Annotated in this window: 20 protein-coding genes and 1 pseudogene; 16 read left to right on the forward strand and 5 right to left on the reverse strand. The window is 62.5% G+C overall.

Going from position 1 to position 24,742, the window contains the following annotated elements:
- Positions 1–491: 491 nt before the first annotated feature.
- The 3 genes from O9Z63_RS20250 to O9Z63_RS20260 all read left to right on the forward strand — a co-directional run bounded on the left by O9Z63_RS20250 (position 492) and on the right by O9Z63_RS20260 (position 2,699).
- Complete coding sequence (locus tag O9Z63_RS20250) at positions 492–959, forward strand: hypothetical protein (protein ID WP_270129504.1); 468 nt, start codon at positions 492–494, stop codon at positions 957–959.
- Positions 960–2,124: 1,165 nt separating this feature from the next.
- Entirely contained in the window at positions 2,125–2,283 is a 159-nt protein-coding gene (locus O9Z63_RS20255) for a transposase (protein ID WP_270129505.1), read from the forward strand.
- Between the two features lie 161 nt (positions 2,284–2,444).
- Complete coding sequence (locus O9Z63_RS20260; RefSeq protein ID WP_270129506.1) at positions 2,445–2,699, forward strand: hypothetical protein; 255 nt, start codon at positions 2,445–2,447, stop codon at positions 2,697–2,699.
- 270 nt (positions 2,700–2,969) lie between these two features.
- On the opposite strand, the gene O9Z63_RS20265 is transcribed toward O9Z63_RS20260, so the two are convergent.
- Positions 2,970–3,335 (reverse strand): winged helix-turn-helix transcriptional regulator, encoded by a 366-nt coding sequence (locus O9Z63_RS20265; protein WP_270129508.1) that lies wholly within the window; start codon positions 3,333–3,335, stop codon positions 2,970–2,972.
- Positions 3,336–3,468: 133 nt separating this feature from the next.
- Between O9Z63_RS20265 and O9Z63_RS20270 the strand changes: the two genes are divergently transcribed.
- The 12 genes and pseudogenes from O9Z63_RS20270 (at position 3,469) to O9Z63_RS20325 (ending at position 19,436) form a co-directional block, all read left to right on the forward strand.
- Complete coding sequence (locus O9Z63_RS20270; protein ID WP_270129510.1) at positions 3,469–4,140, forward strand: nitroreductase family protein; 672 nt, start codon at positions 3,469–3,471, stop codon at positions 4,138–4,140.
- A 305-nt stretch (positions 4,141–4,445) separates the two neighbouring features.
- Positions 4,446–5,039 (forward strand): recombinase family protein, encoded by a 594-nt coding sequence (locus O9Z63_RS20275; RefSeq protein WP_270129511.1) that lies wholly within the window; start codon positions 4,446–4,448, stop codon positions 5,037–5,039.
- A 103-nt stretch (positions 5,040–5,142) separates the two neighbouring features.
- Entirely contained in the window at positions 5,143–5,820 is a 678-nt protein-coding gene (locus tag O9Z63_RS20280; protein ID WP_270129513.1) for a response regulator transcription factor, read from the forward strand.
- Complete coding sequence (locus O9Z63_RS20285) at positions 5,817–7,091, forward strand: sensor histidine kinase (RefSeq protein ID WP_270129515.1); 1,275 nt, start codon at positions 5,817–5,819, stop codon at positions 7,089–7,091. The genes O9Z63_RS20280 and O9Z63_RS20285 overlap by 4 nt, the downstream gene beginning before the upstream one ends.
- Before the next feature lie 129 nt (positions 7,092–7,220).
- Positions 7,221–7,937: a phosphatase PAP2 family protein gene (locus O9Z63_RS20290; protein ID WP_270129516.1), complete on the forward strand. Its 717-nt coding sequence runs from the start codon at positions 7,221–7,223 to the stop codon at positions 7,935–7,937.
- 71 nt (positions 7,938–8,008) lie between these two features.
- Positions 8,009–8,839 carry a phosphatase PAP2 family protein gene (locus tag O9Z63_RS20295; RefSeq protein ID WP_270129518.1) on the forward strand — a complete coding sequence of 277 codons (831 nt, stop codon included), beginning with the start codon at positions 8,009–8,011 and terminating at the stop codon, positions 8,837–8,839.
- A gap of 24 nt (positions 8,840–8,863) precedes the next feature.
- On the forward strand, positions 8,864–9,616 hold the full coding sequence (locus tag O9Z63_RS20300; RefSeq protein WP_270129590.1) for a COG4705 family protein: 753 nt from the start codon (positions 8,864–8,866) through the stop codon (positions 9,614–9,616).
- A gap of 64 nt (positions 9,617–9,680) precedes the next feature.
- Positions 9,681–10,394, forward strand: a complete 714-nt coding sequence (locus tag O9Z63_RS20305) for a phosphatase PAP2 family protein (protein WP_270129520.1) — start codon at positions 9,681–9,683, stop codon at positions 10,392–10,394.
- 264 nt (positions 10,395–10,658) lie between these two features.
- Complete coding sequence (locus O9Z63_RS20310; protein ID WP_270129522.1) at positions 10,659–12,023, forward strand: TolC family protein; 1,365 nt, start codon at positions 10,659–10,661, stop codon at positions 12,021–12,023.
- Between the two features lie 21 nt (positions 12,024–12,044).
- Entirely contained in the window at positions 12,045–13,289 is a 1,245-nt protein-coding gene (locus tag O9Z63_RS20315; protein ID WP_270129524.1) for an efflux RND transporter periplasmic adaptor subunit, read from the forward strand.
- Between the two features lie 3 nt (positions 13,290–13,292).
- Complete coding sequence (locus O9Z63_RS20320; protein ID WP_270129526.1) at positions 13,293–16,382, forward strand: efflux RND transporter permease subunit; 3,090 nt, start codon at positions 13,293–13,295, stop codon at positions 16,380–16,382.
- A gap of 34 nt (positions 16,383–16,416) precedes the next feature.
- Positions 16,417–19,436, forward strand: a pseudogene (locus O9Z63_RS20325) (Tn3 family transposase).
- A 121-nt stretch (positions 19,437–19,557) separates the two neighbouring features.
- On the opposite strand, the gene O9Z63_RS20330 reads toward O9Z63_RS20325, so the two are convergent.
- The 3 genes from O9Z63_RS20330 to O9Z63_RS20340 all read right to left on the reverse strand — a co-directional run bounded on the left by O9Z63_RS20330 (position 19,558) and on the right by O9Z63_RS20340 (position 22,094).
- Positions 19,558–20,640, reverse strand: a complete 1,083-nt coding sequence (locus O9Z63_RS20330; RefSeq protein WP_333490347.1) for a serine hydrolase domain-containing protein — start codon at positions 20,638–20,640, stop codon at positions 19,558–19,560.
- Positions 20,630–21,133, reverse strand: a complete 504-nt coding sequence (locus O9Z63_RS20335; protein ID WP_270129530.1) for a nuclear transport factor 2 family protein — start codon at positions 21,131–21,133, stop codon at positions 20,630–20,632. Before O9Z63_RS20335 ends, O9Z63_RS20330 begins: the two co-directional genes overlap by 11 nt.
- A 130-nt stretch (positions 21,134–21,263) precedes the next feature.
- The gene (locus tag O9Z63_RS20340; RefSeq protein WP_270129532.1) at positions 21,264–22,094 is read right to left on the reverse strand and encodes a helix-turn-helix domain-containing protein; all 831 of its coding nucleotides are present in this window, start codon (positions 22,092–22,094) and stop codon (positions 21,264–21,266) included.
- Between the two features lie 456 nt (positions 22,095–22,550).
- Between O9Z63_RS20340 and O9Z63_RS20345 the strand changes: the two genes are divergently transcribed.
- Positions 22,551–22,688, forward strand: coding sequence for a hypothetical protein (locus O9Z63_RS20345; RefSeq protein WP_156109429.1), 138 nt, complete (start codon positions 22,551–22,553; stop codon positions 22,686–22,688).
- A 427-nt stretch (positions 22,689–23,115) separates the two neighbouring features.
- On the opposite strand, the gene O9Z63_RS20350 is transcribed toward O9Z63_RS20345, so the two are convergent.
- The gene (locus O9Z63_RS20350) at positions 23,116–24,333 is read right to left on the reverse strand and encodes a replication initiation protein (RefSeq protein ID WP_270129534.1); all 1,218 of its coding nucleotides are present in this window, start codon (positions 24,331–24,333) and stop codon (positions 23,116–23,118) included.
- Between the last annotated feature and the right edge of the window lie 409 nt (positions 24,334–24,742).

The following is a 24,742-nucleotide window of genomic DNA, read 5'->3' on the forward strand; positions in this document are numbered from 1 at the left end:
AGCCAGATCGTGGTGCAGCACAGCGCGATGTTGAACGCACGCGTTGATTTGTCAACGGTGTAAACGCGCCTGATTATGGCCATGCTTGCATGCATCGGGCGCAGCAACAGCGAGTTATGGCAGATACGCATTCCGCTCACTGAAATTGTGGCCCTGTCCCGGCGCCGGCCTGGGGCAAGGGCTACCAATAGGTGGCCGGCACATGCGACCAAATGGTGAGCCGCATCCTGCATATTGAGTGGTCAGATCTGCTGCGCAGCGCTTTGGCTGTCCTGCATCGATGCCCGGTACCCGGTACCTGCCAGCCGAAAACCAGCAATAGATGAAGCCGACTCGCAGCATAAGCATCATGGTTTGCGTAGCACTACCAAGCGTCGGCACGCGGCACCTGGCTACTGTAACGGACCAGGTAGCGGCACTAGGGCCCGTAGGTGCCGGGAGCCTGCCTAGCGTTCAGTATCCTGCCGTTTTCAATCCATTGTATGAATCAGATGAGCTCCGGTCCCTTTGCCATGCCTTCCCACCTGCGACAAGCCCAGCTGGCGCTGGACGCTGCAGGCATTCCCCTGGAGGCGGGCATACAGGCCCTGGCCCTGGCTAACGAGTTCTATCACCAGACGCCCCAGGTCAGCCAGACCGATTCGCTGCGGCGGGAACGCAACCAGCTGCAGGATGAAATGGAAAGTCTCAGCAGCCAGCTGCAGCAGCAGCGGGCGGCAAACCGTCAGCTCGCCGAGCAGTTAGCCTCGGCCCGCCAGTTACCAAAGGAGCACCAGCAGAAAGCGTATCGTCTGCGCAAACAGCTGCGCGCAATGCTGCAGGTGCTTGAGCACCCCCAGGCCAGGGAGCGGACTAAGCTGGCACGGGTGGAGCAACTCATCAGGGCTTCGCTGGCGAATCCGGGAACTGGTCCTGATATCCCGTATGATACTGAGCAGATACCCGCCGAGCCGCAGTAGCTGCTCGCCTCCAAGCAGATCACTTACTATCACTAGGAGGTGCACCGGCCGTCAAGTACCATTTCCAGCTTAACCGCTAGCTCCCTAAAGCCGGTCAAGAGCAGATTAACTGCGACCATCAGCAGGCCACTCGCCGCATCACTGATAGGCTGGGCATCGGGAAGCCAAAACATCTTAGTACATGAATGTCATCCGCTACTACCGCGTCCGCTATGGCAATATGTACTGCATTGCCCTCAATAAGCCACACGAAACCACCACACTAGGTGCTTGCAAGCCTGCTGTAGCATGCATGCCCGCCCGTTCAGCCCCGAGTACCCTACTACCCTTGCTGAAGTGGAGCATTGGCACTTGTGTTGAAGTTCCTGGCTATGAATTCCCTGATTATGCTCGGCCCCCCAGACTCCAAGCTTCAGGAAGCCGAACCTAATCCCAAATCAGGATTGCTGAGATGGCCAGCTCCAATCAGCATGTAGGACTGAAGTGGGTATGCTGGTTCATCAAGTCGTTCATGTACCGCTGTTTCAGTCAGTATATAAGCTGAATAACCTTAAGAGAGTACTAGAAGAACCGGTTATTATAGGTTTCCCTCCTGAGGTGGCTGATCTTGTCCCGGTGGGTACGGATGCTGTCCCATCTGGCTCGACCAGCGTTTTTTGCTTTCTGCGATAAACCGGGATATTTCCCGCAGACCTTCTTCCGTAAGTGGCTCAGATTGAATAAGACCTGCATCTTCTGGCTCATCGTCTTCATTATGTCGTTGCTTGCTCATGAGGAAATGAATTCAGGTGATAAGTAGTTGCAAAAGAAGTCTCAATCATGCCAGCGTACAGTGCCGCAACTGCTAGCAGCCAAGCGCTTATTGCCCGATACAGGTAGGCATGAGAGAGGCAGATGAAGTTAACACTCCAGTTTCAATTATCCTTGGTTGACACAGGAGGAAGGCGGTAGCCCGTCTGTTATCAATCCCCTGGTCGGGCACGAGTTCGCTACATAAAATCTATGCTCTCCAGACGCGCAGTTACACGTGTTTTTTCAATGCCCCCACGACGGCTGTGACTGCTTTGCTTTGTCTACAGCCTGTTATGGACTGATACGTTAAATTGGGGGTATGGCCCGGCAAGTTGGTTACCCCAGTGATGTAACGGATGCAGAATGAGCGTTTGTGGCGCCGCAGCGGCAGCATTCGTTGCGGGACTTGTTCAACGCGGTCCGCTGCCTGATCAAATCAGGCTGCGGCTGGCGCTACCGCCCGCACGATTTGCCGCCTTGGCCGGCCGTGTATCAGCAGTGGGCGCGCTGGCTTGGGCAACCGCTGTTTTGAGCATCTGCTGGCTAATTTACGCGAACTGGCGTGTCTGTTGGCCAGTCGCCAAGCCGAACCTACGGCCGTGATTCTGGACTCGCGTACGCTGCAAAGCACGCCCGAGAGCGGAGCCCATGCGGGCTACGTTGGGGCCAAACGGCGCAAGGGTAGCAAGGTGCATGTGGCCGTGGATACGCTGGGCCACTTGCCTGGCTGCCATCGTCACGCCAGCCAGTGAACCGGACCGCGGGCAAGTCGCCACGCTGTGTGAGCGGGTGCAGCAGGTAACGGGTCAGCGCGTCGAAGTGGCCTATGCCGACCAGGGCTACACGGGCGAGGAAGCCGAATACGCGGCCGCCGTCCACGACATTGCTCTACAAGTTGTTTTGCTGGCGGTCATCATGCCGGGAACGCCCCAGACGTTGGGTGGGTAAGTCGCTTTCCACCGCGGCTCATTAAGCATCCGTTAACTCATACCGTGCTGCCATACCCTAAGATACGCAACACGCCTTTTCAGACACAGCCTAAACGTCAGCATCAACGAGCGTACCGTTATTCTAACAGTAGAGCGGCGCAGCCTGCTTGAGCTGAAGGAGCACGGAGCTCTTCCTTGATACAGTGGCAGCTATCTGATCATTGAGAGTCGCGCATCAAGGGGTGTGCACGGGCGAATGCCGGCGGCTTCGATCAAACTGCGCGAAGGTTTAGTTGCCTGCCTGCATCATGCGGGCGCGGTGGGCCAGGCCCCATTCCGCCAGGCTGTCGGTCAGGGTGGTCAGCGAGCGGCCGGTTTCCGAAAGGCTGTAGGTAACCGTCAGGGGTTTGCTCGTGGCCACGTGCCGCACAATAAGCCCATTGGTTTCCAGGTCTTGCAGCTCCCGGCTCAGTACTTTGCCGGAGATGCCCGTCACGTCGCGCAGCAGAGCCGAGTAGCGCATCGGCTGGTGGCAGAGGCGGGCAATGATGGCGAGCTTCCACTTGCCGCTCAGGATATCGAGTGTATCGTCGATGGCGCGCATGCGATGGGCACAGGCGCCCGTGAAGGAATGATCGGCCGAATCTTGCTGCATGAGAAGGAGTGGTTACCTGGTTGTCACCAGAGGGCCGCGGATGTCCCGGTTACCTTTTGTCCCAAAGGTACGGCTTGTCAGCAAGAGCCTTTACCTTTGCCCCGGATCTAATTCCAGGAAAACACCTTTCAACATGTCCTTACTCGAAGACCTGACGTGGCGCTACGCCACCAAAAAAATGAACGGCGAGCGTATTCCCGCCGATAAGCTGAATTACATTCTGGAAGCGGCGCGCCTGGCCCCGTCCTCGTCGGGACTGCAGCCCTACAAAATCCTGGTTATCTCGGACCCGGCGCTGCTGGCCAAGATCCGGGAGGTGTCCTTCAACCAGAGCCAGGTGACGGACTGCTCGCACCTGCTGGTGTTTGTGGCCTGGGACGGCTACAGCGAGGAGCGCATCACGCGCGTCTTCAACTACACCATGGACCAGCGCGGCCTGCCGCACCAGACCATGGCCGACTACAAGCAGAATCTGTGGTCCATGTACGAGCCCCTGGGCCAAGAGTGGCACGCTCAGCACGCAGCCAAGCAGAGCTACATTGCCTTTGCCATGGCTATTGCGGCAGCGGCGGAACAGCGCGTGGACGCTACGCCCATTGAAGGCTTCAACGCCGAACAGCTCGATACCCTGCTGCAGCTGAGAGGCAGTGGCTACCGCAGCGCGGTGCTGTTGCCGCTCGGCTACCGGCAGGAGTCGGAAGACTGGCTGGTGAACATGAAGAAGGTGCGCACCCCGATGGAGGAATTCGCCCAAGAGCTGACGCTGGCTGATCTGACGAACGCTGAGGAGCAGGCCGCCCAGTAGGCACCTGCCCTTGACGAAAGTGCCCCGTAATCGTCCTATTCCTGGCTTATCCAGCGGGCAGTAGGTTGTTACGGGGCACTTTTGCGTGGTAAAGGGGGGCGCACTATAGTAAGAACGGAAAACAACGCTAAGGTCAGTTAATCAGATTCCGGTGGTGGGGTGTCGCAGGAAACGGGCGTTTTTTCGGCCCAGTAAATAGCGCACGGAAAAAGCAGCAGAAAGTGGTCTGCAACTGTCTCATTAGCTGTTCTCATTATTCAACGGCTCACTATCCTTGCCCCCGTTGACTTATCGAGAAAAGCACTATGATTTTTGGTTATGCCCGCGTTAGTACCCCCGACCAGCAGTTGCATTTACAGACCGACGCGCTGCAAGCCTACGGCTGCGTGGAAGTCGCTCAGGAAAAAGTGTCATCGGTCAAAGAGCGGCCAGCTCTCCGGCACCTGCTGACCCGCTTGCGGCCGGGCGATACGCTCGTGGTGTGGAAGCTCGACCGACTGGGCCGTTCGCTCAAAGACCTGGTCACCCTAGTCAGCGGCTTCCAGCAACTGGACATTCACTTTGTCAGCCTGCAGGACCACTTGGACACGACGACGGCACAGGGCCGGCTGATGTTTAACCTGTTTGCCTCTCTGGCCGAGTTTGAGCGCGATATTATCCGGGAACGAACGAAAGCCGGCTTGACGGCCGCCCGCGCCCGCGGCCGGCAGGGCGGGCGGCCCAAGGGGCTGTCCAAAGAAGCCCTGTCCAAGGCCCAGGCCGCGAAAACGCTCTACCTGCAGCAGGATAAGACGGTGGCGGAAATCGGCAAACTCCTAGGGGTCGGCCGGGCCACCATTTACCGCTACTTGGCGTACCTGGGAGTGGCAACCGGCGGAAAAGCGCAGGAATCGGCGTAGTTGCCGCATTGCCGAATTGCCGGGTGCCTGCTCGTGGCGGCTGCCGTCAGAAAGTCTTCAGAATTGCCGGCTACCTTTCCGCTGTTCCTAACCCTGCTCTCCCGTGAAGCTGCTGATTGTAGAAGACGAGCCCGCCCTGCGTACCTCTCTGGTGGAGTACCTGCGCCAGGACGGCTATGTTGTGGAAGCCGCGGCTAGTTACGAGCAGGCCCACGAGAAAATCAAGCTCTACCAGTACGACTGCGTGCTGCTGGATTTGACCCTACCCGACGGCAACGGGCTGGACGTGGTGCGCACGCTCAAGGCCGACCGCTCCCCGGCCGGGGTGCTGATTATCTCGGCCCGGGGCGCGCTCGACGATAAAGTGCTGGGCCTGGAGCTGGGGGCTGATGACTACCTGGCCAAGCCGTTCCACCTCTCGGAGCTGAGTGCCCGGCTGAAGGCCATCATCCGGCGGCGGCAGTTTCAGGGGCAGCGCCACCTGCTATTTCAGGAGTTGACCGTGTTTCCCGACCAGGCCCAGGTGCTGGTCAACGGCGAGCAGGTACTGCTCACGCGCAAGGAGTTTGACCTGCTGCTATATCTGCTCACCCATCCCGGCCGCGTGCTGACCAAGGAATCTATTGCCGAGCACGTGTGGGGCGACGCGGCCGATGCGGCCGACTCCTTCGACTTTCTCTACACCCACCTGAAGAACCTGCGGCGTAAGCTGCAGGAGAAAGGAGTCGGGGACTACATCCGCTCCGTGTACGGGGTAGGCTATAAGTTCAGCGCGGAATGAAGCTGCTGGCCGCTACCAACCGCTACTACCTTCTGCTGGCCACCGTACTCTTCACCGTGGGCAGCGTACTGCTGTACTATGGCGTGCGCTGGACGCTGCAAAGCGAGGTAGAGGAGCGCCTGTTTCAGCAGCGCGACTACCTGCGGGAGCAGGTGCAGCGCACCGGCCGCCTGCCCGGCACCCCGTTTGAGGGGCGCATGCAGCTCAGTGCAAAGCCCCAGCCGGAAGGCCTGCGCGACACCCTGCTGCTGGAACCCCTGGAAAACGAGCTGGAGCCCTACCGTCAGCTCACGTTCCGGCTGCAGCTCAATGGGCAAACCCAGTGGGTGTCGCTGAGCAAAGCCCTGCTGGAAACCTACGAAGTGCAGCGCCTGATTTTGTTGCTGCTGGTGGGTGTGCTGGGCACGCTGCTGCTGGGCGTGGTGCTGCTCAACCGCTGGCTGACCCACCGCCTCTGGACCCCGTTTGAGCAGACCCTGCACCAGCTGCAGGGCTATGATATACGTCAGCACCAGGTCCTGCAGCTGCCCGTCACCCGCATCGAGGAGTTTGCCCAACTCAACCATACGCTCACCCAGCTGAGCGAGCGGGTCGCGGCCGACTACGCCACGCTTAAGGAGTTCACCGAAAACGCGGCCCACGAAACCCGCACTCCGCTGGCCATCATGCAGGCCAAGCTGGAACAGCTGCTGCAGCTGCCCGATCTGCCCGCGCCGGCCGGCCCCTTGGTGGGCGACCTGTACGCAGCCGTGCAGCGGCTGGCCCGCCTGCACCAGGGCCTGACGCTGCTCAGCAAAATCGAGAACCAGCAGTTTGCCGCCACCCAGCCGCTGCCGCTGGCCGAGTTGCTGCGCGAGAAGCTGGGCCAACTGGAAGAGTTCATGCAGCAGAAAAACCTGCAGCTGGACGTACAGATCAGCGCCGAGCCAGTACTGCTGATGCACCCGGCCCTGGCGGATTCGTTGCTTAGCAACCTGCTACACAACGCCATCCGGCACAACCAGCTGGGCGGCCTGCTGCGGGTGCAATTAAGCGCCACCGAGCTGATGATCACCAATGCCGGTCCGGCCCTGACGGCGCAGCAGGAGCCCGCCCAGTTTTTCGAGCGGTTCCGCAAGCAGAACGCCGCGTCCGAGTCGCCCGGTCTGGGTTTGTCCATCGTGCAGAGCATCACAGGCTTCTATGGCTTTACCGTGACGTATGGGTACGCCCCGGACCCGCCGCGGCATACGCTGCGCGTCCGGTTTGGGCCGGCGGCTAGCGCGCGCTGACAACTACAGAATGTGCACAGAATTGGCTCTTACGTTTGGGGCCTACCTGCTGCTGCCTTCTGTATGTTTCGCTCTGTACTGCTCCCCTGGCTATGCTGTCTGCTGCCCCTATTTCCAGCCCGGGCCCAGATGGTACCATCCGCTTCGCTAACGCCCTCCACGAGTGATTCCACGGCCCATCGGGCGCTCTGGCAGCGGCCGGTAAGCCGGGCAGTGCTGGTGCCCACGCTGCTGCTCACGGCCGGGGCCCTGACCACCCACCGGGTGGAACTGCTGGAATCAGACGAGGAGCTGCGGGAGGAAATCCGCGAGCACATGGGCCGGCCCGCGACCACGCTCGACAACCAGCTGCGCTACCTGCCGGGGGCAGTAACGCTCGGCCTAGGTTTGGCCGGGGTGCCGGGCCGCCACAAACCGGTGGATCAGCTGCTGCTGGCGGCGCTGGCCTTCACCCTCAACGACGCGGCGACCAGCAACCTGAAGAGGCTCACGCAGGTGCAGCGCCCCGACAGGTCCGACTTCCATTCCTTTCCCAGCCAGCACACCAGCCTGGCCTTCGCCTCGGCCACGTTCCTGCACAAGGAATACGGCGGGCGCAGCATCTGGTACAGCCTTGGGGGCTACGGCGTGGCCGCCACTACGGGGGGCATCCGCATGGCCAAGGATGCGCACTGGCTCTCCGACGTGCTGGCCGGCGCCGGCGTGGGCATTCTCTCCACCGAGGCGGCCTACTGGCTGTATCCGCGCCTTATGAAGCCGATGCGCCGGGTGCTGGGCAGCCGGGCACTGGTGGTACCCACATACCAGCAGGGCGCCGTGGGGGCCACCGCGGTGGTCCGGCTGTGAGGCCGCTGCTCCTTCTTTTCCTGAATCCGGCCCCGTTTCTTCCTGTGGCCCCACTTTCTGCCAGACAGCATATGCGCAAGCGACTTATCCAGTACCCGTTGCTGCTCCTGTTGAGCGGCGTAGTAGCTCACCCTCTTTCTGCGCAGGTAGTGCCCCCGCAGACAGTGCCCCCGCAGACGATACTCCCGGATACCACGCACAAGTTTGAGAACCCCAATGCCCTAGCGGCAAGCAGCAAAAAGCCCTGGTACGCCGGCAAGCTGGTGAAAGCCACCATCGTGCCGGCCGTGCTCATTGGCTACGGGGCCTACACCTTTAACGGGGGCGGCTTTTACACCAACCAGCAGGCCAACCGCGACATTCACCGGGTATTCCCCACCTTCCGCACCCGCGCTGACGACCTGCTCATCTTCGCCCCGTACCTGGAGCTGGGCGCCGTGCTGTTCTCGGGCGTGGAGTCGCACAACGACCGCCTCAACATGGGGCTGGTGGTGCTGAAAAGCGAGCTGATCATGCTCAGCACCACTTACGCGGTGAAGTTTCTGTCACGCGAAACCCGGCCGGATGGGTCCGATAACCTGTCGTTTCCCTCGGGGCACACGGCGCAGGCGTTTCTGGCAGCCAGCATCGTGCACACCGAGTTCCGGGACAAGAGCCAGTGGTACGGCATCGGCGCTTACACGATTGCCACCAGCGTGGCCGCACTGCGCATGATCAACAGCAAGCACTGGCAGAGCGACGTGGTGGCCGGGGCCGGCTTTGGCATCCTGTCGGCGCACCTGGGCTACCTCACCCACCGCAACCGCTGGGGCCGCAAGCCTACGCTGGTGGGCCTGAACGTAGCCCCGGCCTACTTCGGCGGTGGCACGCCCGGCCTGACGGTAAGCTGGCGCGCCCGCTAACGGCCCGGTTGTATGCAATCCGTCCTGAAAAAGATTCCCGAGGTTACCCTGCTGTTCTGGGTAATGAAAATCTGCGCGACGACCCTGGGGGAAACGGCCGGTGACCTGCTGGCCCAGACGCTGCACGTGGGCTACGGAGCCAGCACCCTGCTGTTGCTCGGGCTGTTTCTGGCGGTGCTGCTGGGGCAGCTGGTCGCCCGGCACTACGTTCCCGCCCTGTACTGGGCCGTGATTCTGGCCACGAGTACGGCCGGCACTACCCTCTCGGACTACCTGGACCGGACCCTGGGCCTGGGGTATGCCACGGGGGCGGGGCTGCTGGTAGGCCTGCTGCTGGCCGTGCTGGGGCTGTGGTGGGCGAGCGAAAAGTCCTTATCCGTGTCCGATATCCGCACCCGTCGCGGCGAGCTGTTCTACTGGACGGCCATTCTGGTGTCCAACACGCTGGGCACCGCACTGGGCGACTACCTGGCCGACAGCTCCGGGCTGGGGTTCGGGGGGGGCGCGCTGCTGATCGGCAGCCTGCTGGCCGCCGTGGTAGGCGCCTACTATCTCACCGGCATTTCGCGGGTGCTGCTCTTCTGGCTGGCCTTCGTGCTGACCCGGCCGTTTGGGGCCACCTTTGGCGACCTGCTCACCAAGCCGGTAGCGAAAAACGGGCTGGGGTTCGGCACGCAGGGCTCCTCCCTGATTCTGCTGCTACTGTTGGTGGCGCTGGTGGCGTATACCACCTGGCGGCCCCAGGTCCCCGCGCAAACCCATTCACCGCGCCGCTAATCAGGCGCCGCGGCTCCCGCTGGCAGCCACCAGCTGCCGACTACTCCCCTTTCCCGCCCGCCGCATGTACCTATCCGCACTTTGGGGCTTTGGCCGACTGCTCTGGCGGCGGCACCGCCAGCTGCTGCTCGGGCTGCTGCTGGGCTTCGTGGGGCCCTGGTGCGTGTTCATCAAGGTGGCCCAGGAAGTATGGGAAGACCAGGGCTTCTTCGGCGACCAAGCCCTGCTGGAACTGCTGCACCGCACTGGCAGCCCCGGGCAGGACGCCGTGGCCCTGTGGATGGCCCGGGCCGGGGGCATGTTCTGGACGCCCCTCGTGGCGGCGGCCGTGCTGCTAAGCCTGCTGCTGGCCCGGCAGCGGCGGGCGGCCCTGTTTTTTCTGCTCGCCGTGGGCGGAGCCGGCGTGCTGAACCTGTTTGCCAAGCTGCTGCTGGCCCGGGCCCGCCCGGCGCTCTGGGTGTCGATCGCCCCGGAGACCACCTACAGCTTTCCCAGCGGGCACGCCATGGGGGCAGCGGCCTTGGCCCTGACGCTCGGCGTGCTGCTCTGGCCCACCCGGGGCCGCTGGGTAGCCGTGGGCCTCGGCACGGGCTGGGCGCTGCTCATGGGCTGGTCGCGCATGTATTTGGGTGTGCATTTCCCTTCCGATGTGCTGGCCGGCTGGGTGGGGGCCGTGGGCTGGGTGGGTGGCATGCACCTGCTCTTTGACCGGCACGCCCTGGATCTGGGCCAGCTGTGGCGCGATACCCGCACCTACTGGCTGGCCCGGCGGGGCTGAGCACGCGCCCGGCCAGTTGATGCGCACGAGCATCCCTCATCGTGGTGGTGGCAGGACGACTACAGAATTGCTTCAGAAAGGCCTCGTAATCTTGGGTCCGTTTCAACTTCACGCATTCTTCATACTTGGGTTTAGTACTACTCGTGCGAGCCAGAAAAGGCGGTGAAAACACGCCGGAGCCAGCGAGCTAAGTCCAAGATCCTACTCTGCACCTATCCTGGCGGTAGTCCTCTGCCCAGGTAGTTGCCCCCAGCAGCTGTTGCCGTGACCATACATTCCCCGCTTTCACCTCCCGTTTACCTGGGTGCTACGCTGAGCCGGCGCGGCCTCTGGCTGCTGCCGCTGCTGCTACTGCTGGCGGGCTGCGTGAGTACCAAATCGACCTACACCCGTGAGCATGTGGCCCGCCGGCTGCAGGCCCGCGCCGGCTACGAGTTGGGACCTGCCCGCGTGTCTAGCACCCCCGCCCCCGCGCTGCCCAACCTGCAGGACGGCCTGAGCGAGGAGGAAACCGTGAGCCTGGCCCTCACGCGCAATCCTGCCTTTCAGGCCGACCTGAGCACCCTGGCCCTGGCCCAGGCTGATTTGCAGGACGCCGGCCTGCTGGCCAACCCCGTGCTCACGGGCGTGACGGCCTACGGTACCTCGCCCGTGTTTCTGGCCCTGAACTTCGCCTCTGACCTGCTCTGGCAGCGCCCCGGTCGGGTGGGGGCCGCACAGCTCGAAACCCAGCGCGTGGCCGAAAGCCTGGTGAGCCGGGGCCTGCTCGTGAGCCGCGACGCGCAGGTAGCCTACACCGACATTACCCTGGCCGAGGAGCGGCTGCGCATTACCCGCGAGGCTATTGTCATGCGGGCCGAGGTGGCGCGCATCGTACGGGCCCGCTACCGGGTGGGCGAGGCCAGCGAGCTGGAAACCGTAGCCCCAAGCGCCGACTCGCTGCGCGCCGTGGACGACTTCTACCGCGCCCGCCGCGACGCCCAGGTGGCGCGTTTGCGCCTCTTCGCCACCCTGGGGCTGGACTCGGTGAATGCCGACTCGGTGCGCTTCACGGCGGCTCCTACCTCGGCTACTACCGTGCCGCCGCTGCGCACCTTGCTGGATTCGGCCTACGTGGCCCGGCCCGATTTGTGGGCGGCGCGCATCGGCATCGAGGGCATCGGCAAGCGGCTGAAATGGGAACGGAGCCGGGTGTTTTCGTTTGTACTCTCGCTCAATGCCCGCCTCAACGACCTCAACCCCGTGAGCCTGGGGCCGGGCGCGGCTATCGGCCTGCCTATCTTCAACCGCAACCAGGGCCGCATTTCGCGGGTGAAAGCCGAACTGGAACAGGCCTCCTGGCAGTACCTGGCGTTGCGCCAGACCGTGAACCTGGACGTGCGCGAGGCCTACGCCCAGTACGAGCAGGCCACCCAGAGCATGGCCCTGTGGGAACGAAGCTACCTGCCCAGCCTCACTGACGCGCTACGCCGCTCCACCAACGCCTTCATCAACGGCGACTTTCCCTACGTGCAGGTGGCCGAAACCACCCGCCAGCTGCTTGACGCCCGTCAGCGCGCCGCCGACGCCCGCGCCGACCAGCGCCGCGCCCTGGCCCGGCTGCGCTACGCCGTGGGTGGCCGCTTCTAACTTCTCCGACATCTTCCTGCCATGTACTTCCCCCCGTTCACATCCTCTCTGCTGGTAGCCGCCCGCTGCCTGGCGCTGACCAGCCTGCTCGGCGGCGCGGTGGCCTGCGGCAACGCCGAAAAGCCCAAGGCCGTCAGCCCCGCCGAGGTCGAAAACCCGGTCAAGGAGTCGGACCTGACCACCGTAGTGATTACTGCCGATGCGGAAAAGCGGCTGGGCATCAAAACCGTGGCCATCAAAACCGATAACGTGCGGGCCACGCGGGAAGTGGGCGGCGAGATTCAGGCCGTTCCGGGCCAGGCCGTCACCATCGTGGCCCCCGTGCAGGGCACGCTACGCGGCGGGGCCAGCCTCACGGCCGGGCAGCGCGTGCGCCAGGGCCAGACGCTGTACAGCCTGGTGCCGCTGCCGCCGGAGCGCGACCTGCTCACCCTTGACCAGGGCACCACCCAGGCCCGCACCCAGCTGCAGGTGGCCCAGGCCCGCCTGAACCGCGCCGAGGAACTACTGGCCGACCGCGCCGGTAGCGTCCGGGCCCGCGATGACGCCCGCGCCGACGTGGCGTTGGCCCAGCGCGCCCTGGCCGACGCCCGCGCCCGGCAGGGGGCCCTGAACGGCAATACCGGCGGCGGGCAAAGCCTACCCATCAAAGCACCGCTGAGCGGGGTGGTGCAGCGCGTGAGCGTCGCGCCCGGCTCGGTGGTGACGGCCAACACGGTGCTGGTGGAGCTGGCTGCCCTCAACAAAGTATGGGTGCGCGTGCCATTGTTCGTGGGTGATTTGCGTCGTCTGGGCAAGGAACAGTTCGTGACCGTACGGCCCCTGAACGGGGGCGCGGCCCGGCAAGCCCGGGCGGTGGAAGCCCCCTTGCTCAGCGCCTCCGCCGGTACCGGCACGCCCGGGGCGGGTGCAGCCGGTACGGGCACCGCCGACGTGTTCTACGAGCTGGACAACACCGACGAGGCCTTCCGCCCCGGCGAGCGGGTGGCCGTGGACGTGACGCTGGGTAGCGGCAACTCAGCCACGGGCGGCACTGCCACAACTGCCGCCCTGACCATCCCGGCCGCTGCGCTGCTCTACGACGCGTCGGGCGGGCAGTGGGTATACGTGCGCACGAACCCCCTGCAGTACACCCGGCAGCGGGTGGAAGTGCAGCGGGCAGTGGGAAACCAGGTGGTTGTTTCCCGGGGCGTGCAGGCCGGCGCGGAAGTCGTGACCGACGGCGCGGCGGAATTATTCGGAACTGAATTTGGCGGCAGCCACTAAGCCATGAAGTGGATAATAGAATCGGCGTTGCGGCTGCGGCTGGTAGTGGTCACCCTATTTGGGGTGTTGCTGGTGGCGGGCCTGCAGGTGGTGCGCAACACGCCCTTGGACGTATTTCCTGAGTTTGCTCCGCCCTACGTGGAAGTGCAGACCGAAGCGCCCGGCCTGAGCACGGCCGAGGTGGAGGCCCTGGTGAGCGTGCCACTAGAAAACGCCCTGAACGGCACGCCCGACGTGAAGAAAATCCGCTCCAAGTCGGTGCTGGGCCTCTCGTCGGTGGTGCTGTACTTTCCGCAGGGAATTGATATCAACAACGCACGGCAGGCGGTGCAGGAGCGGTTGGCGCGGGTAGCGCCTACGCTGCCCGGCGTGGCCCGGCCCCCGGTGATGCTCTCCCCGCTGTCTTCGACCAGCCGGGTGCTGAAGATTGGGGTATCGTCGGATAGCCTCACGCAGGTGAAGATGACGACCCTGGCCCGCTGGAGCATCCGCCCGCGGCTGATGGCGGTGCCCGGGGTGGCCAACGTGGCTATCTGGGGCCAGCGCGACCGGCAATTGCAGGTACTGGTAAACCCCGAGCAGCTGCGCACCCTGGGCCTGACCCTGGCCGAAGTGGAAAAGGCCGCGGCCGACGCCACCACGCTGGCCGGCGGCGGCTTCATCGACTCCCCCAACCAGCGTTTGGCCGTCTCGCAAAGCTCGGCTATTCAGTCGGCCGCCGACCTGGCCCAGATGCCCGTCACCTTCCGCAACGGGGTGAGTCTGAAGCTGGGCGAGGTGGCGCAGGTGGTCGAGGGCTTCCCCGCCCCCATTGGCGACGCCGTGATTAACGACGGACCGGGTCTGCTGCTCATCGTGGAAAAGCAGCCCGGCGCCAATACCCTGGACGTGACCCGCCAGGTGGAAGCGGCCCTGAACGCCATGCGGCCGGGCCTGAAAGGGCTGGAAATCGACTCCACCATCTTCCGGCCGGCGACCTTTATCGAGATGTCGCTCAGCAACCTGAACAAGTCGCTGCTGATTGGCTGCGTGCTGGTGGTGCTGGTGTTGCTGTTCTTCCTCTACGAGTGGCGCACGGCCCTGATCAGCGCTTTGGCGCTGCCCACGTCGCTGATTGCGGCGGCACTGGCCCTGCGCTACTCTGGCAAAACCATCGACACCATGGTGCTGGCCGGCCTCATCATTGCCCTGGGCGAAGTAGTGGACGATGCCATCATCGACGTAGAGAATATTATGCGCCGGCTGCGGCTGAACCACGATGCCGGTTCGCCGAAAACCGCCTTTGCCGTGGTGTACGAAGCTTCAATGGAGGTGCGCTCGGCCGTGATCTACGGCTCCGTTATCGTGGCGCTGGTCTTGCTGCCCATCTTTTTGCTACCGGGCCTGTCGGGGGCGTTTTTCCAGCCGCTGGCCTTCGCCTACGTGCTGGCTATTCTGGCTTCGCTGTTCGTGGCGCTGACTTTGACGCCGGCTTTGGCCCTGATTCTGCTGCCTAAGGCAGCGGAGAAAAAGTCCAAGGACGCGCCGGTGGTGACCTGGCTCAAGCGGCACTACGCCCGCGTGCTGCCCGGTTTGCTGGCCCGCCCCAAGCGCGTAGCCTGGTCCCTGACCGGCGTGGCGGTAGTGTCGATGCTGCTGGTACCGTTTTTCGGCCAGGAGTTTTTGCCCAACTTCAAGGAGTACGACTTTCTGATGCACTGGGTGGAGAAGCCCGGCACCTCGCTGCAGGCCATGTCGCGCATCACGGTGCGGGCCAGCAAGGAGCTGCGCGCCATTCCGGGCGTGCGCAACTTCGGGGCCCACATCGGCCGCGCCGAGGTGGCCGATGAGGTGGTCGGACCCAACTTCACCGAGCTGTGGATTTCCGTCGACCCCAAGGTGGACTATGAGCAGACCGTGGCCAAAATCCAGACCGTGGTGGACGGCTACCCCGGTCTCTACCGCGACCTGCTGACGTATTTGCGCGAGCGAATCAAGGAGGTGCTCACCGGCACCTCGGCTACCATCGTGGTGCGCATCTTCGGCCCCGACCTCGACCAGCTCTACACCAAGGCCAAGGAAGTCGGCGGCAAACTCGAAGGCATCGACGGCGTGGTCGACCTGAAAGTGCAGCAGCAGACGCTGGTGCCCCAGATTCAGGTGAAAATCAAGCCCGAAGCCGCCGCCCGCTTCGGCCTGAGCCCCGGTACCGTGCTGCAGGCCATTAGCACGCTGGTAAAGGGCCGCAAGGTGGGCGAAATCTACCAGGAGCAGAAGATTTTCGACGTGGCCGTGTGGGGCCAGCCCGCCGTGCGCTCCGACTTTGGGGCCGTGCGCGACCTGCTCATTGGCCTGCCCGGCGGCGGGGCCGTGCCCCTGCGCGAGGTGGCCGACGTTCAAATCGTGCCCACGCCCAACGAAATCACCCGTGAAGCTTCCTCCCGCCGCATCGACGTGACGTTGAACGTGCGCGGCCGGGACCTGGGCTCCGTGGCCCGCGACGTGCAGGCGCAGGTGGATGGCGTGGCCTTCGAGGCCGGCTACCACCCCGAAATCCTGGGCGAGTACGCCGAGCGGCAGGCCTCCCAAAACCGCATGGCGCTGCTGGTGTGCCTCTCGCTCATCGGTATCTTCCTGGTGCTCTACACCGACTTCGGCACCATACGGCTGGCTACGCTAGGCATTCTGAGTTTGTTCTTCGCCGTGTCGGGCTGTCTGCTGGCGGCGTTCCTGACAGGCGGCGTGCTGTCATTGGGTTCCATCGTGGGCTTCATCACTGTGCTCGGGGTGGCGGCCCGCAACAGCATCATGCTCGTGAGCCACTACCAGCACCTGGAGCGGGAGGAAGGCATGCCCTTTAGCAAGGAGCTTATCATTCGCGGCTCGCTGGAACGGGTGTCTCCCATCATCATGACGGCCCTCACGTCGGTGCTGGCCCTGCTGCCCATCATTCTGGCCGGCAACGAGCCGGGCTCGGAAATCGAGCACCCCATGTCGGTAGTGATTCTGGGCGGCGTCATCACCTCCACCGTACTCAACCTGCTGGGCATGCCGGCGCTGTACTGGGCCTTCGGGCGGAAGGCAGGTAGCCCGTCCGACTCCGCGAACCAGTAGAAAAGCGTGGGCTGAGACCCTGGACGTTCCCCCGATGCCGGTAGAATTTCTTAGCAACGACCAAGCCGCCCGGTACGGGCGCTATCATGCCGACCCGAGCCCGGAGCAACTCAGCCGTTTCTTCTACTTGAGCGGCCCGGACCTGCAGTGGTTATCGGGGCGTCGGCGCCCTTACAACAAGCTGGGATGTGCCGTGCAGCTCTGCACGCTCCGTTTTCTGGGCACCTTTCTGCCTGACCCCACGCAGGTGCCGGCCAGTGTGGTCCACACGCTGGCTCAGCAACTCGGTTTGCCGGTGGAGTCGTTGGACGGCTACCATACCCGCCCTAATACGTGGTATGACCACCAAGCTAGCCTGGTGGCGTACTCAGGGTACATGTCCTTTGATGACCGGCAAGCGTTTCGACTCACGCGCTGGCTCTACGCGCAGGTAACCACTAGCACGGTGCGCCCGAGCATTCTGTTTGATTTGACCACGGCGCATCTGGTTAATCTGCGCGTGTTATTGCCAGGCGTTTCGCTCCTGACGCGCCTCATTGCGCGGGTGCGCGAACGGAGTGGCCAGCACATCTACCGCCACCTGCGGGCCCGCCTCAGTCCCGCGCAGCAACTTGCCTTGGAAGCGTTGCTGCTGGTGCCCGCGGGGGAGCGGCTAACGCCCTTGGAAGTGTTGCGCACACCGCCCACCCGCGTGTCGGCTCCTGCCCTGGTGGTCGCCCTGCGGCGGGTGGAGCAGATTCGGGCCGTCGGCGTGGGGGATGTGTCCGTGCAGAATGTAGCCGAAGCCCGGCTGGTCCGTATGGCCCGGCATGCCCAACTGGCGTGGGCTCAAACGCTGTTGCGCATGAGCGAGGAACGTCGCCTGGCCACGCTGCTGGTGTTCGTGCAGGCCTTGGAACGCACGGCCACCGACGACGTGCTGGATTTGTTCGATGGGCTGATGACGTCGCTGGCCCTGCGCGGAGAAACCAAGCGTCGTCGTGAGCGGCTTCGCTCGCTCAAAGACCTGGACCATGCCGCCCTGCTGCTCCAGCAAGCTGTCTGCATCCTGCTCGACGAGGCGGTACCCGCCGAAGCAATACGGCCCCGCGCCCTGGCCGTCCTGGGCGAGGCCCGATTACGGGCGGCGGCAGACGCCGTGCAGGCGCTGGCCAGCCCGCAGGAGGACCCTATGGCGCAAGCGCTGAGCGGCAGCTATGCCACGGTGCGCCGCTTCTTGCCCGCCTTGCTCGGCAGCGTCAAGTTCGAAGGTACTCCATCAGCCAAACCCCTACTGGACGCCTGGCACTTCCTGCAAGCGCAGGAAACGAGCGGCCGGGGCCGGCCCAAATGGACTGCCGCCCCCCGCGCGGTGGTGCCCAAGGGGTGGGCGGGGCGGGTATTTCCTGCCAAAGGCGAGGTAAACCCACCCGCGTATACCATATGCGTGCTCGACCGGCTGCATCAAGCTTTGCGCCGCCGGGAGGTATTTGTAGTACGTAGTGAACGGTACGGCGACCCACGGGCCGAACTGCTACGGGGCGAACAGTGGGAGGTAGCGCGCGATTCCGTGGCGCGGGCCCTAGAAAGGTCTACTGACCCAACCGTCGAAGTGGGTCGACTCCAGCAGCAACTGCGGGACGCCTACCGCGAGGTGAGTGAAAATCTAGCGCAGAATACGGCCCTGGAGTTGCGGCAGGAGAACGGACAGCCATACGTGGTGGTCAGTCCCCTGGCGGCGCAGCAGGAGTCTGCGCGCTTACAGCACCTGCGGGAGCACCTGGCCAGCCAGTTGCCCCAAGTCGAACTGGCCGCGCTGCTCCTGGAAGTGGAGGCCTTTACCGGTTTTGCCAGCGCCTTCAGCCATGTGGCCGATGGGCAGACGGCCGCCACCGACCTGCCCCTGAGTATCTGCGCCGTTCTGCTGGCCCAGGCCTGCAACATCGGCCTGAAAACGGTGGCGCGGGCCGACGTACCGGCTCTGACGTTGCCGCGCTTGTCGTGGGTACAGCAAAATTACATGCGGGTCGAAACGCTCACCGCCGCGAATGCCCGGCTCGTGGACGCACAAGCGGGGCTGCCGCTGGCCCAGGCCTGGGGCGGTGGGGAAGTGGCCTCGGCCGACGGGATGCGCTTCGTCGTGCCCGCCCACCCTGCACGCCGTCTGTAACCGCAAATACTACGGCTCGCAGCGTGGCGTGACCTACTACAACTTCACGGGCGACCAGTTCACCGGCTTTCACGGCATCGTCATTCCCGGTACGCTGCGCGACTCCCTCTTCATCCTGGCCGGGCTGCTGGAACAGCAAACCAGCCTGGACCCACGCGAAATTATGGCCGACACCCACGGCTACAGCGACGTGGTTTTCGGCCTGTTCGCGTTGCTGGGCTACCGCTTCAGTCTCCGGCTGGCCGACTTGGCCGACCAGCGTTTCTGGCGGCTGCAGAAAGACGACGATTACGGGCCGCTGAACGCGTTGAGCCGCCACGTCATCAATGCCCGTCTCCTTATCGAGCACTGGGACGATATGCTACGGCTGGCCGGCTCACTTAAAGTGGGCAAGGTCAAGGCCCCGGCCGTGATGCGCACCCTGCAACGGGCCGGAGCCTTATCGGGCCTGGGCCGGGCCGTGGCCGAATTAGGGAGGGTGGAGAAAACGCGCTACCTGCTGGCCTACGTCCACGATGAGGCCTACCGGCGGCGCATCCTGGTGCAACTCAACCGGGGTGAAGGGCGGCATGCGCTGGCCCGCGCCGTCTTTCACGGCAAGAAAGGCGAGTTGCGCCAGCGCTACCGCGAGGGTATTGGAGGACCAGTTAGGAGCCCTGGGTTTGGTGGTGAATGCGCTGGTGCTATGGAACACGCGTTATTTACAGCAAGCGCTGGTGCAACACCAAGAAACGGGTGGGGAAGTACTGGAGGAGGACATTACCCGGCTTTCGCCGTTGTTGTATGAGCACGTCAACATGCTGGGACGCTACGATTTTACGTTGTCCGAAAGCCTTGCTGCGGGGCAATTGTGGCCGTTGCGGGACCCGGCCGGTTGGGAAGAACAACTTGCGCAAATTCCTTAGCGTTGGTTTCCGTTCTTACTCTTGTGCTACCCCTAAAGAGCGGGGATGAGGTATAGGCAGTACGAGGTTCCTCCCGGAGGCTGGTCAACCACGGCACCTGTGCTTGGGTCTGGCTACCCACTTAGGATTCCAGCTCCGGCAGGTTCAGGGTAGCCCGCAGCACCTTGATGATGAGTTCAGCGCCCCGGTCGGCGTTGGTGAACAGCACAAGGCCGCGGCGGGTCCGCGGATGCAGTACAATCAGGGTGAACAGCCCCTCGTCCCGACCAGAGTGCAACAGCAGATACCCCTGATCAGGCTGGCTGGTGATGGTGCGGACTTCCCACCCTAAGCCCATGGCCTGGTTAGGCTGCCCGGTAGGAGTGAGGGGGGCCACCATCGCCTGCCACACGCTGTCCGGTTTGCTGGTCTGCCGGATAACCCACGCGCCGAATCGAGAGTAGTCCTGCACCGTGGTAACCAGGCCATCAGCGGCGTTGGGGGCCGCGGGCTTGGGGGTGCGCAGCACCGCCCCGCGCGCGTCGTGCCCGACGGCCAGGCGGGTGGAGTCCAGCAGCCGGTCATCGGCCCAGCTGTAGCGGGTATCCCGCAGCCGCAGCGGCCGCAGCAACACGGAGTCGGAGAGCTGCTGCAAAGAGCAGCCGAATTTGCGCTCCAGGGCGCGGCGAAGGTATTCGAAGCCCTCTCCGGAATAGCCGTAAGCCGAGCCGGGCGCGTGCAGGAAGGCCAGTTTGCCTCCGGGCAGCTGGTAGCGCCAGTTTGGCAAGCCGGACCGGTGGCTGAGTACTAGGCGCGTGGTAAGTTGGGACAGGCGTGGGTCGGCGGCCAGATCCGGGTCGGTCCAGTAGTGCACCAGCGGCTCATCCAGGTTCCACTGGCCCTGCCGCACCAGCTGCAGCACCGTCAGCGACACAACGGGCTTGGTCAGCGACGCCACGGGAAATAGCGTCTCGCGTGGCGCCGGCTTACCGGGGGCCAGTTCGCCGTACACGCGCACGGTTCGCACCCGGCCCCGCTTGATAAGCCCGATTCCCACCGTGGGTACGTGGCTACCCTGCATCCACCGGTGCAGGCTGTCTGGTGAGGGCAGCCGAAAGCTGCGGGCAGATTGTGCCGCTACGGGCTGCGCACTCAGCAGGCACCCACCACAGGTGAGCAGCAGTGCTGCAAGGACTTTACTTCGTAGGGGGGATTTAGTGACCATAGCTAACCACGCGGGTGATTTTCCAGCCCGTGGGCTGCTGCTGCCAAACCATCATAAACCGAAACACGCCGCAGTCTGGCTGGCCGTTTTCCTGGTGGCAGAAACGGTGTGCCCCCACCTGAATAGCCCCGTAGCCTTTGATAGGGTACACCTCCAGGCTACCTGCCACCAGCTCCCGGCGGATGTCGGGCGTACGTGCAAACATACCGGCGAAGCCCTGCCGGGTCTGGGCAAAGTTGCTCAGGCCTCCCAGGTCGTGGTAAAATTCCACATCGGGCGAGAAAAACGACATCAGCCGGTCCGCGTCGTGGGCGTTGAAGGCGGCAAACGCCTGGGCATCGAGCCGGGCAATCTGGGTCCGCAGGCTATCCGCCAGAGCTGGTTTGGTCACGGCGGCCGGAGCAGAATTGGTCGGCCGGGCCGGGCGGGTGGTCTGGCCGGTGACCCAGAGGCTGGCGCAGGTCAGCAGACCCGTCAGTAGAAATCGGTGCATGCAGGAAGTGTGTGTGTATTGAGGGTGGCTTTCACTCCTGCCGGGTGGGCCCGGTAGCCGGCCGCCGGCAAAGGAGTTGATGCAAACCTACCGCCGCGCCTGGCCACGGGGCTTGTAAAAAAGCGAATCCTCAATAGCCGGTGCCCGTGAGCGGCAGCAGGTAGGCTTCCACATTGAACCGGCCGGGCGAAAGCTGTACCATGCGGCGAAATGCGTGGATGAAATGCGCCTGATCGTAGAAGCCGTGGGCCAGGGCCACCTGCGCCAGCGGCAGGGGCGGACCGGGTGCCTGCAGGGTATCCACCACGCCCCGCACCCGCAGCACCGTCGTAAACTCCTTAGGTGTCAGCCCCAGTCCCTGCCGGAAGTGTTTTTCCAGGGTGCGGGGTGAGCACTGCAGCTCCTGGGCCAGCTCGGCTATTGCCAGGCAGCCCTGCACCTGCTGCAGGCGTTGACAGGCCCGCTGCAGCAGCGGAGCCGGCTCCGTTGGCCGGACCAAAGTGGGCAATACCGAGCTGATATGCTCCACCACGGCCGCTTCTCCAGCCGGACCCGATGCCAGCTGGTAGGACGGCATTAGCAACGGGGACAGCTCCGGCAGAAACTCAGCCAACGGGATGATTCCATCCGCCGAATCCGCCAGCGACTGCTCCGTCAGGCTGGCCAGCGCCCAGGGATGCACCTGCACCATGGTCACGAGGGTACGCGGCTGAATAACCACGTCGACGCTGGCGCGGGCCTGTGCGCAGAAGTACGTGGTGGTCGGCATGGCCAGCTCCCCCCGCCGGTTGCGGATAAGCAGTCCCTGCCCGGTCACGTACGCTAGGTTAAAGCAGCTGTTGGGCAGCACGTTCTTGTTGTGAACCGGCTGATCGTTCCGGGCATTATCCAGCACCCAGAACTTTCGAACCCAAGTGCTCAGTGAAGGCCCAGTGTACTGCTCGCGGTAAGCAAATGGCATAGCAAACGGAGGGTGATGTAGAAGACCGCGCCACGGGTAGGTTGTGGTAGATGGCTCCCAATAATAATGCATCCCGCCAGAAGGCTGGTGTGGCCTGTCCAGCGTGGGCATAGCAAGGTAGCGGCGAACCGACCGTGCACTGTGGAACTCGGTGCTCTGAATTCTGTGCATGAACGCGGCAAGACCAGCCAGCGCATGTGGGTCTACACCAAACGGTTTACGAGTGGTTTCGACGCTGATCGGCTGACGGTACGTTTGAGTGGGTGTTAGCCGCTTTGCGTCTAGGCCACGACAAGGTGCGAGGCTTGGACACATGACTGGTGACCTCGTCCAGGTAGCGCGCATTTAACGCATTTTGCAGCGCTACTTTTCAGACTCAGCGCATTTTTTGAGAGCAGTGTAGAACCCAATTTGCCGGTGAAGGGTATATTTGGGCAGTCCATAACTTTCTCTTTTATGTCGAAGAAGACCACCAAAACCGAAAACACTCCCGCCGCTGCTCAGCAGCCGCTAACCGCTCTTGAGATCATCCACCGCCGCGTAAAGAAGGCGCAAGAGCGTCGCCGCAACAAGCTCAAGCACGTGAACCCCTAGTCTCGGGTCAAGCGTATAGTGAAAAGCCCTTGCTACTTACAAGTAGCAAGGGCTTTTTAGTAATCAACCTTTCTCTGAACACCTCTTCTACGCTGCTGACCAATCTATTTAGTCACTTTACTCAGGCGATAGGTTGATAGAGTTTTGAGCACCCTGCCGTTACCGGCTTATACTCAGAGATCAGGCCAGTAATCAGCGCCGGCGATGCGTCAGTTCGCCGCATATTGTACAGAAGAGTAGTTTAATTTTCTTTTCACTGGGATGCGATTTTACCTCCTGATGATGATGTGTGTGATGTGTGTTGTTTGTGGCCTCCTCCCATAAAAGCGGACCGGGCCAGCAATTGGGGGGAGGTCAACTACAGTAAGCTTAGGATAACTTTCTTTCCTCGTACTGTTAGGTAGACTGTTTTATATGCCTGTAATAACTAGCCCTTTTTCTCTGTTTCATGCCGATATAATGCTGGAAAGGCAGTTTTAAGCATATTCAACGCGGTGGCGCCAATGTTTTCGTAGTGCTTGCTTTTGGTTTCGTGCTCCACTAACAAAGGGTGCGTCACCTTTAACAATTTCTGCTGGTCTTTCTCGTCAGGCAACACCTGGAGCACCTTGACTATCTGGGCCTCGGTGAGCTGCAGTTTGCGCAGGCGGGTGGCCACGCGCTCCTGCTGGGGAGAGGCCGGGTCCGGTTTTGTCTTGGCCGGCAGTATCGCCCCGCCGAGTTGCAACTTAAGCTGCTTGGGCTGCAGCTTGCCGCCACCCGTGTAGTTGATGTGAAACTGTACCGAGTTAACGCTCCGGCCTACCTTGTTCTCTGTTATGGAGATGTCGAAATTGAGGTTGTTCAACTCCTGCAGCGAAGGCTTGAGCACGTTCTTGCGGTACTCAGAGTATTGCGGGTACGCTACGTCTCCAGTGGTTAGGCGCCGTAGCTCTTCCACAGCCACCGTGTGCGGGCTCTTGAACTTCCACATTTGCATCAGCCAGTAATAGCGGTGCGTGTTGACGCTACGGATGCTGAGCAGGTCAGCCACCTGACCTAGTGTGAAATTGTCGACTAGATTCGTTAGGTACGGCATCACGTCGGCCGAGAAGTAGCCGGATACCGTGCCCGCGCCGCTATCCAGCTTCAGTGAGTGGGCTAGCGGTACCTTGTGGTAGTCATTCTGCTTATTGGGCATGGGTAAGTCGATGCGGATGGCATCTAAGCCATCGAGCGCAGCGTGCAACAGCTTGTAGCCGCGCCCCCCGATGGGCTGCTCACCCACCAAGTCGGCCAGCGGCACCACGATCCGGGAGGTGCCGGGGTCGTCGCGGCGTAGACCTCGAAGCATGAGCACGAACAGACGGGCCTCCAATAGCGTCATGGCCCAGGGGCTGTCGATAAGTACGTTACTCTGCGCGATGGTATGGGTTTGGCGACGCTCCGCAGAATCCGTGAGATAGGAGGGAAGTACCTCTGAAAGTATCTCACTCTGCTCCGGGCTCAGCACCGTTTCTGCCTTGGCCTTTGTCACTGCCTCGTAGGCCTCCAACTGGGAGTCGAAGTAGCCAAGGCTTTTGGTCACGCCGTTCTTACGGTATTGTCCTTTCCATTTTCCACGCCTTTTGTCGAAGGTCGTTCCAGGTAGATGATCGTCGGGCATAAGTCATGTATTTGGTAGCCGCTAAGCTAACTTATTTTTGAGATAGTAAATGAGATAATGTGTATAACTATCTCAGAGGTACTTTACTCCTATCTCAAGGGTACTACGTGCCTATCTCAGAGGTACTTCAGGCCTATCTCAAAGGTACTTTGTACCTATCTCAGAGGTACTTTACACCTGGTGGCACTTCATATAAATTTGATAATCAAGATGTTAAAGAGGTGCTAATAGTTAATGAACAATAAGAATAATAATTGAATAAGGATTCAGGTCTCTTTATTGAGTTTAAACTGAGTACGTAGTCGTTTGGTAAGCTGATTGCTGCCATTCTATGAGGCAATTTCGACTCGTATCAAATCGGGACTAAAAGAGCGGACGAGTAGCTTATAGGTGTCTTGCGGACGCGATA

This window comes from Hymenobacter yonginensis (assembly GCF_027625995.1).
In the GTDB taxonomy this organism is placed as follows: Bacteria; Bacteroidota; Bacteroidia; order Cytophagales; family Hymenobacteraceae; genus Hymenobacter; species Hymenobacter yonginensis.

Excerpts from the sequence above, each read along its gene's own strand:
- O9Z63_RS20250 (WP_270129504.1), top strand. The coding sequence starts at position 492 with ATGAGCTCCGGTCCCTTTGCCATGCCTTCCCACCTGCGACAAGCCCAG.
- O9Z63_RS20260 (WP_270129506.1), top strand. The coding sequence starts at position 2,445 with ATGTGGCCGTGGATACGCTGGGCCACTTGCCTGGCTGCCATCGTCACG.
- O9Z63_RS20265 (WP_270129508.1), bottom strand. The coding sequence starts at position 3,335 with ATGCAGCAAGATTCGGCCGATCATTCCTTCACGGGCGCCTGTGCCCAT.
- O9Z63_RS20270 (WP_270129510.1), top strand. The coding sequence starts at position 3,469 with ATGTCCTTACTCGAAGACCTGACGTGGCGCTACGCCACCAAAAAAATG.
- O9Z63_RS20275 (WP_270129511.1), top strand. The coding sequence starts at position 4,446 with ATGATTTTTGGTTATGCCCGCGTTAGTACCCCCGACCAGCAGTTGCAT.
- O9Z63_RS20285 (WP_270129515.1), top strand. The coding sequence starts at position 5,817 with ATGAAGCTGCTGGCCGCTACCAACCGCTACTACCTTCTGCTGGCCACC.
- O9Z63_RS20290 (WP_270129516.1), top strand. The coding sequence starts at position 7,221 with ATGGTACCATCCGCTTCGCTAACGCCCTCCACGAGTGATTCCACGGCC.
- O9Z63_RS20295 (WP_270129518.1), top strand. The coding sequence starts at position 8,009 with ATGCGCAAGCGACTTATCCAGTACCCGTTGCTGCTCCTGTTGAGCGGC.
- O9Z63_RS20305 (WP_270129520.1), top strand. The coding sequence starts at position 9,681 with ATGTACCTATCCGCACTTTGGGGCTTTGGCCGACTGCTCTGGCGGCGG.
- O9Z63_RS20315 (WP_270129524.1), top strand. The coding sequence starts at position 12,045 with ATGTACTTCCCCCCGTTCACATCCTCTCTGCTGGTAGCCGCCCGCTGC.
- O9Z63_RS20320 (WP_270129526.1), top strand. The coding sequence starts at position 13,293 with ATGAAGTGGATAATAGAATCGGCGTTGCGGCTGCGGCTGGTAGTGGTC.
- O9Z63_RS20330 (WP_333490347.1), bottom strand. The coding sequence starts at position 20,640 with ATGGTCACTAAATCCCCCCTACGAAGTAAAGTCCTTGCAGCACTGCTG.
- O9Z63_RS20335 (WP_270129530.1), bottom strand. The coding sequence starts at position 21,133 with ATGCACCGATTTCTACTGACGGGTCTGCTGACCTGCGCCAGCCTCTGG.
- O9Z63_RS20340 (WP_270129532.1), bottom strand. The coding sequence starts at position 22,094 with ATGCCATTTGCTTACCGCGAGCAGTACACTGGGCCTTCACTGAGCACT.
- O9Z63_RS20345 (WP_156109429.1), top strand. The coding sequence starts at position 22,551 with ATGTCGAAGAAGACCACCAAAACCGAAAACACTCCCGCCGCTGCTCAG.
- O9Z63_RS20350 (WP_270129534.1), bottom strand. The coding sequence starts at position 24,333 with ATGCCCGACGATCATCTACCTGGAACGACCTTCGACAAAAGGCGTGGA.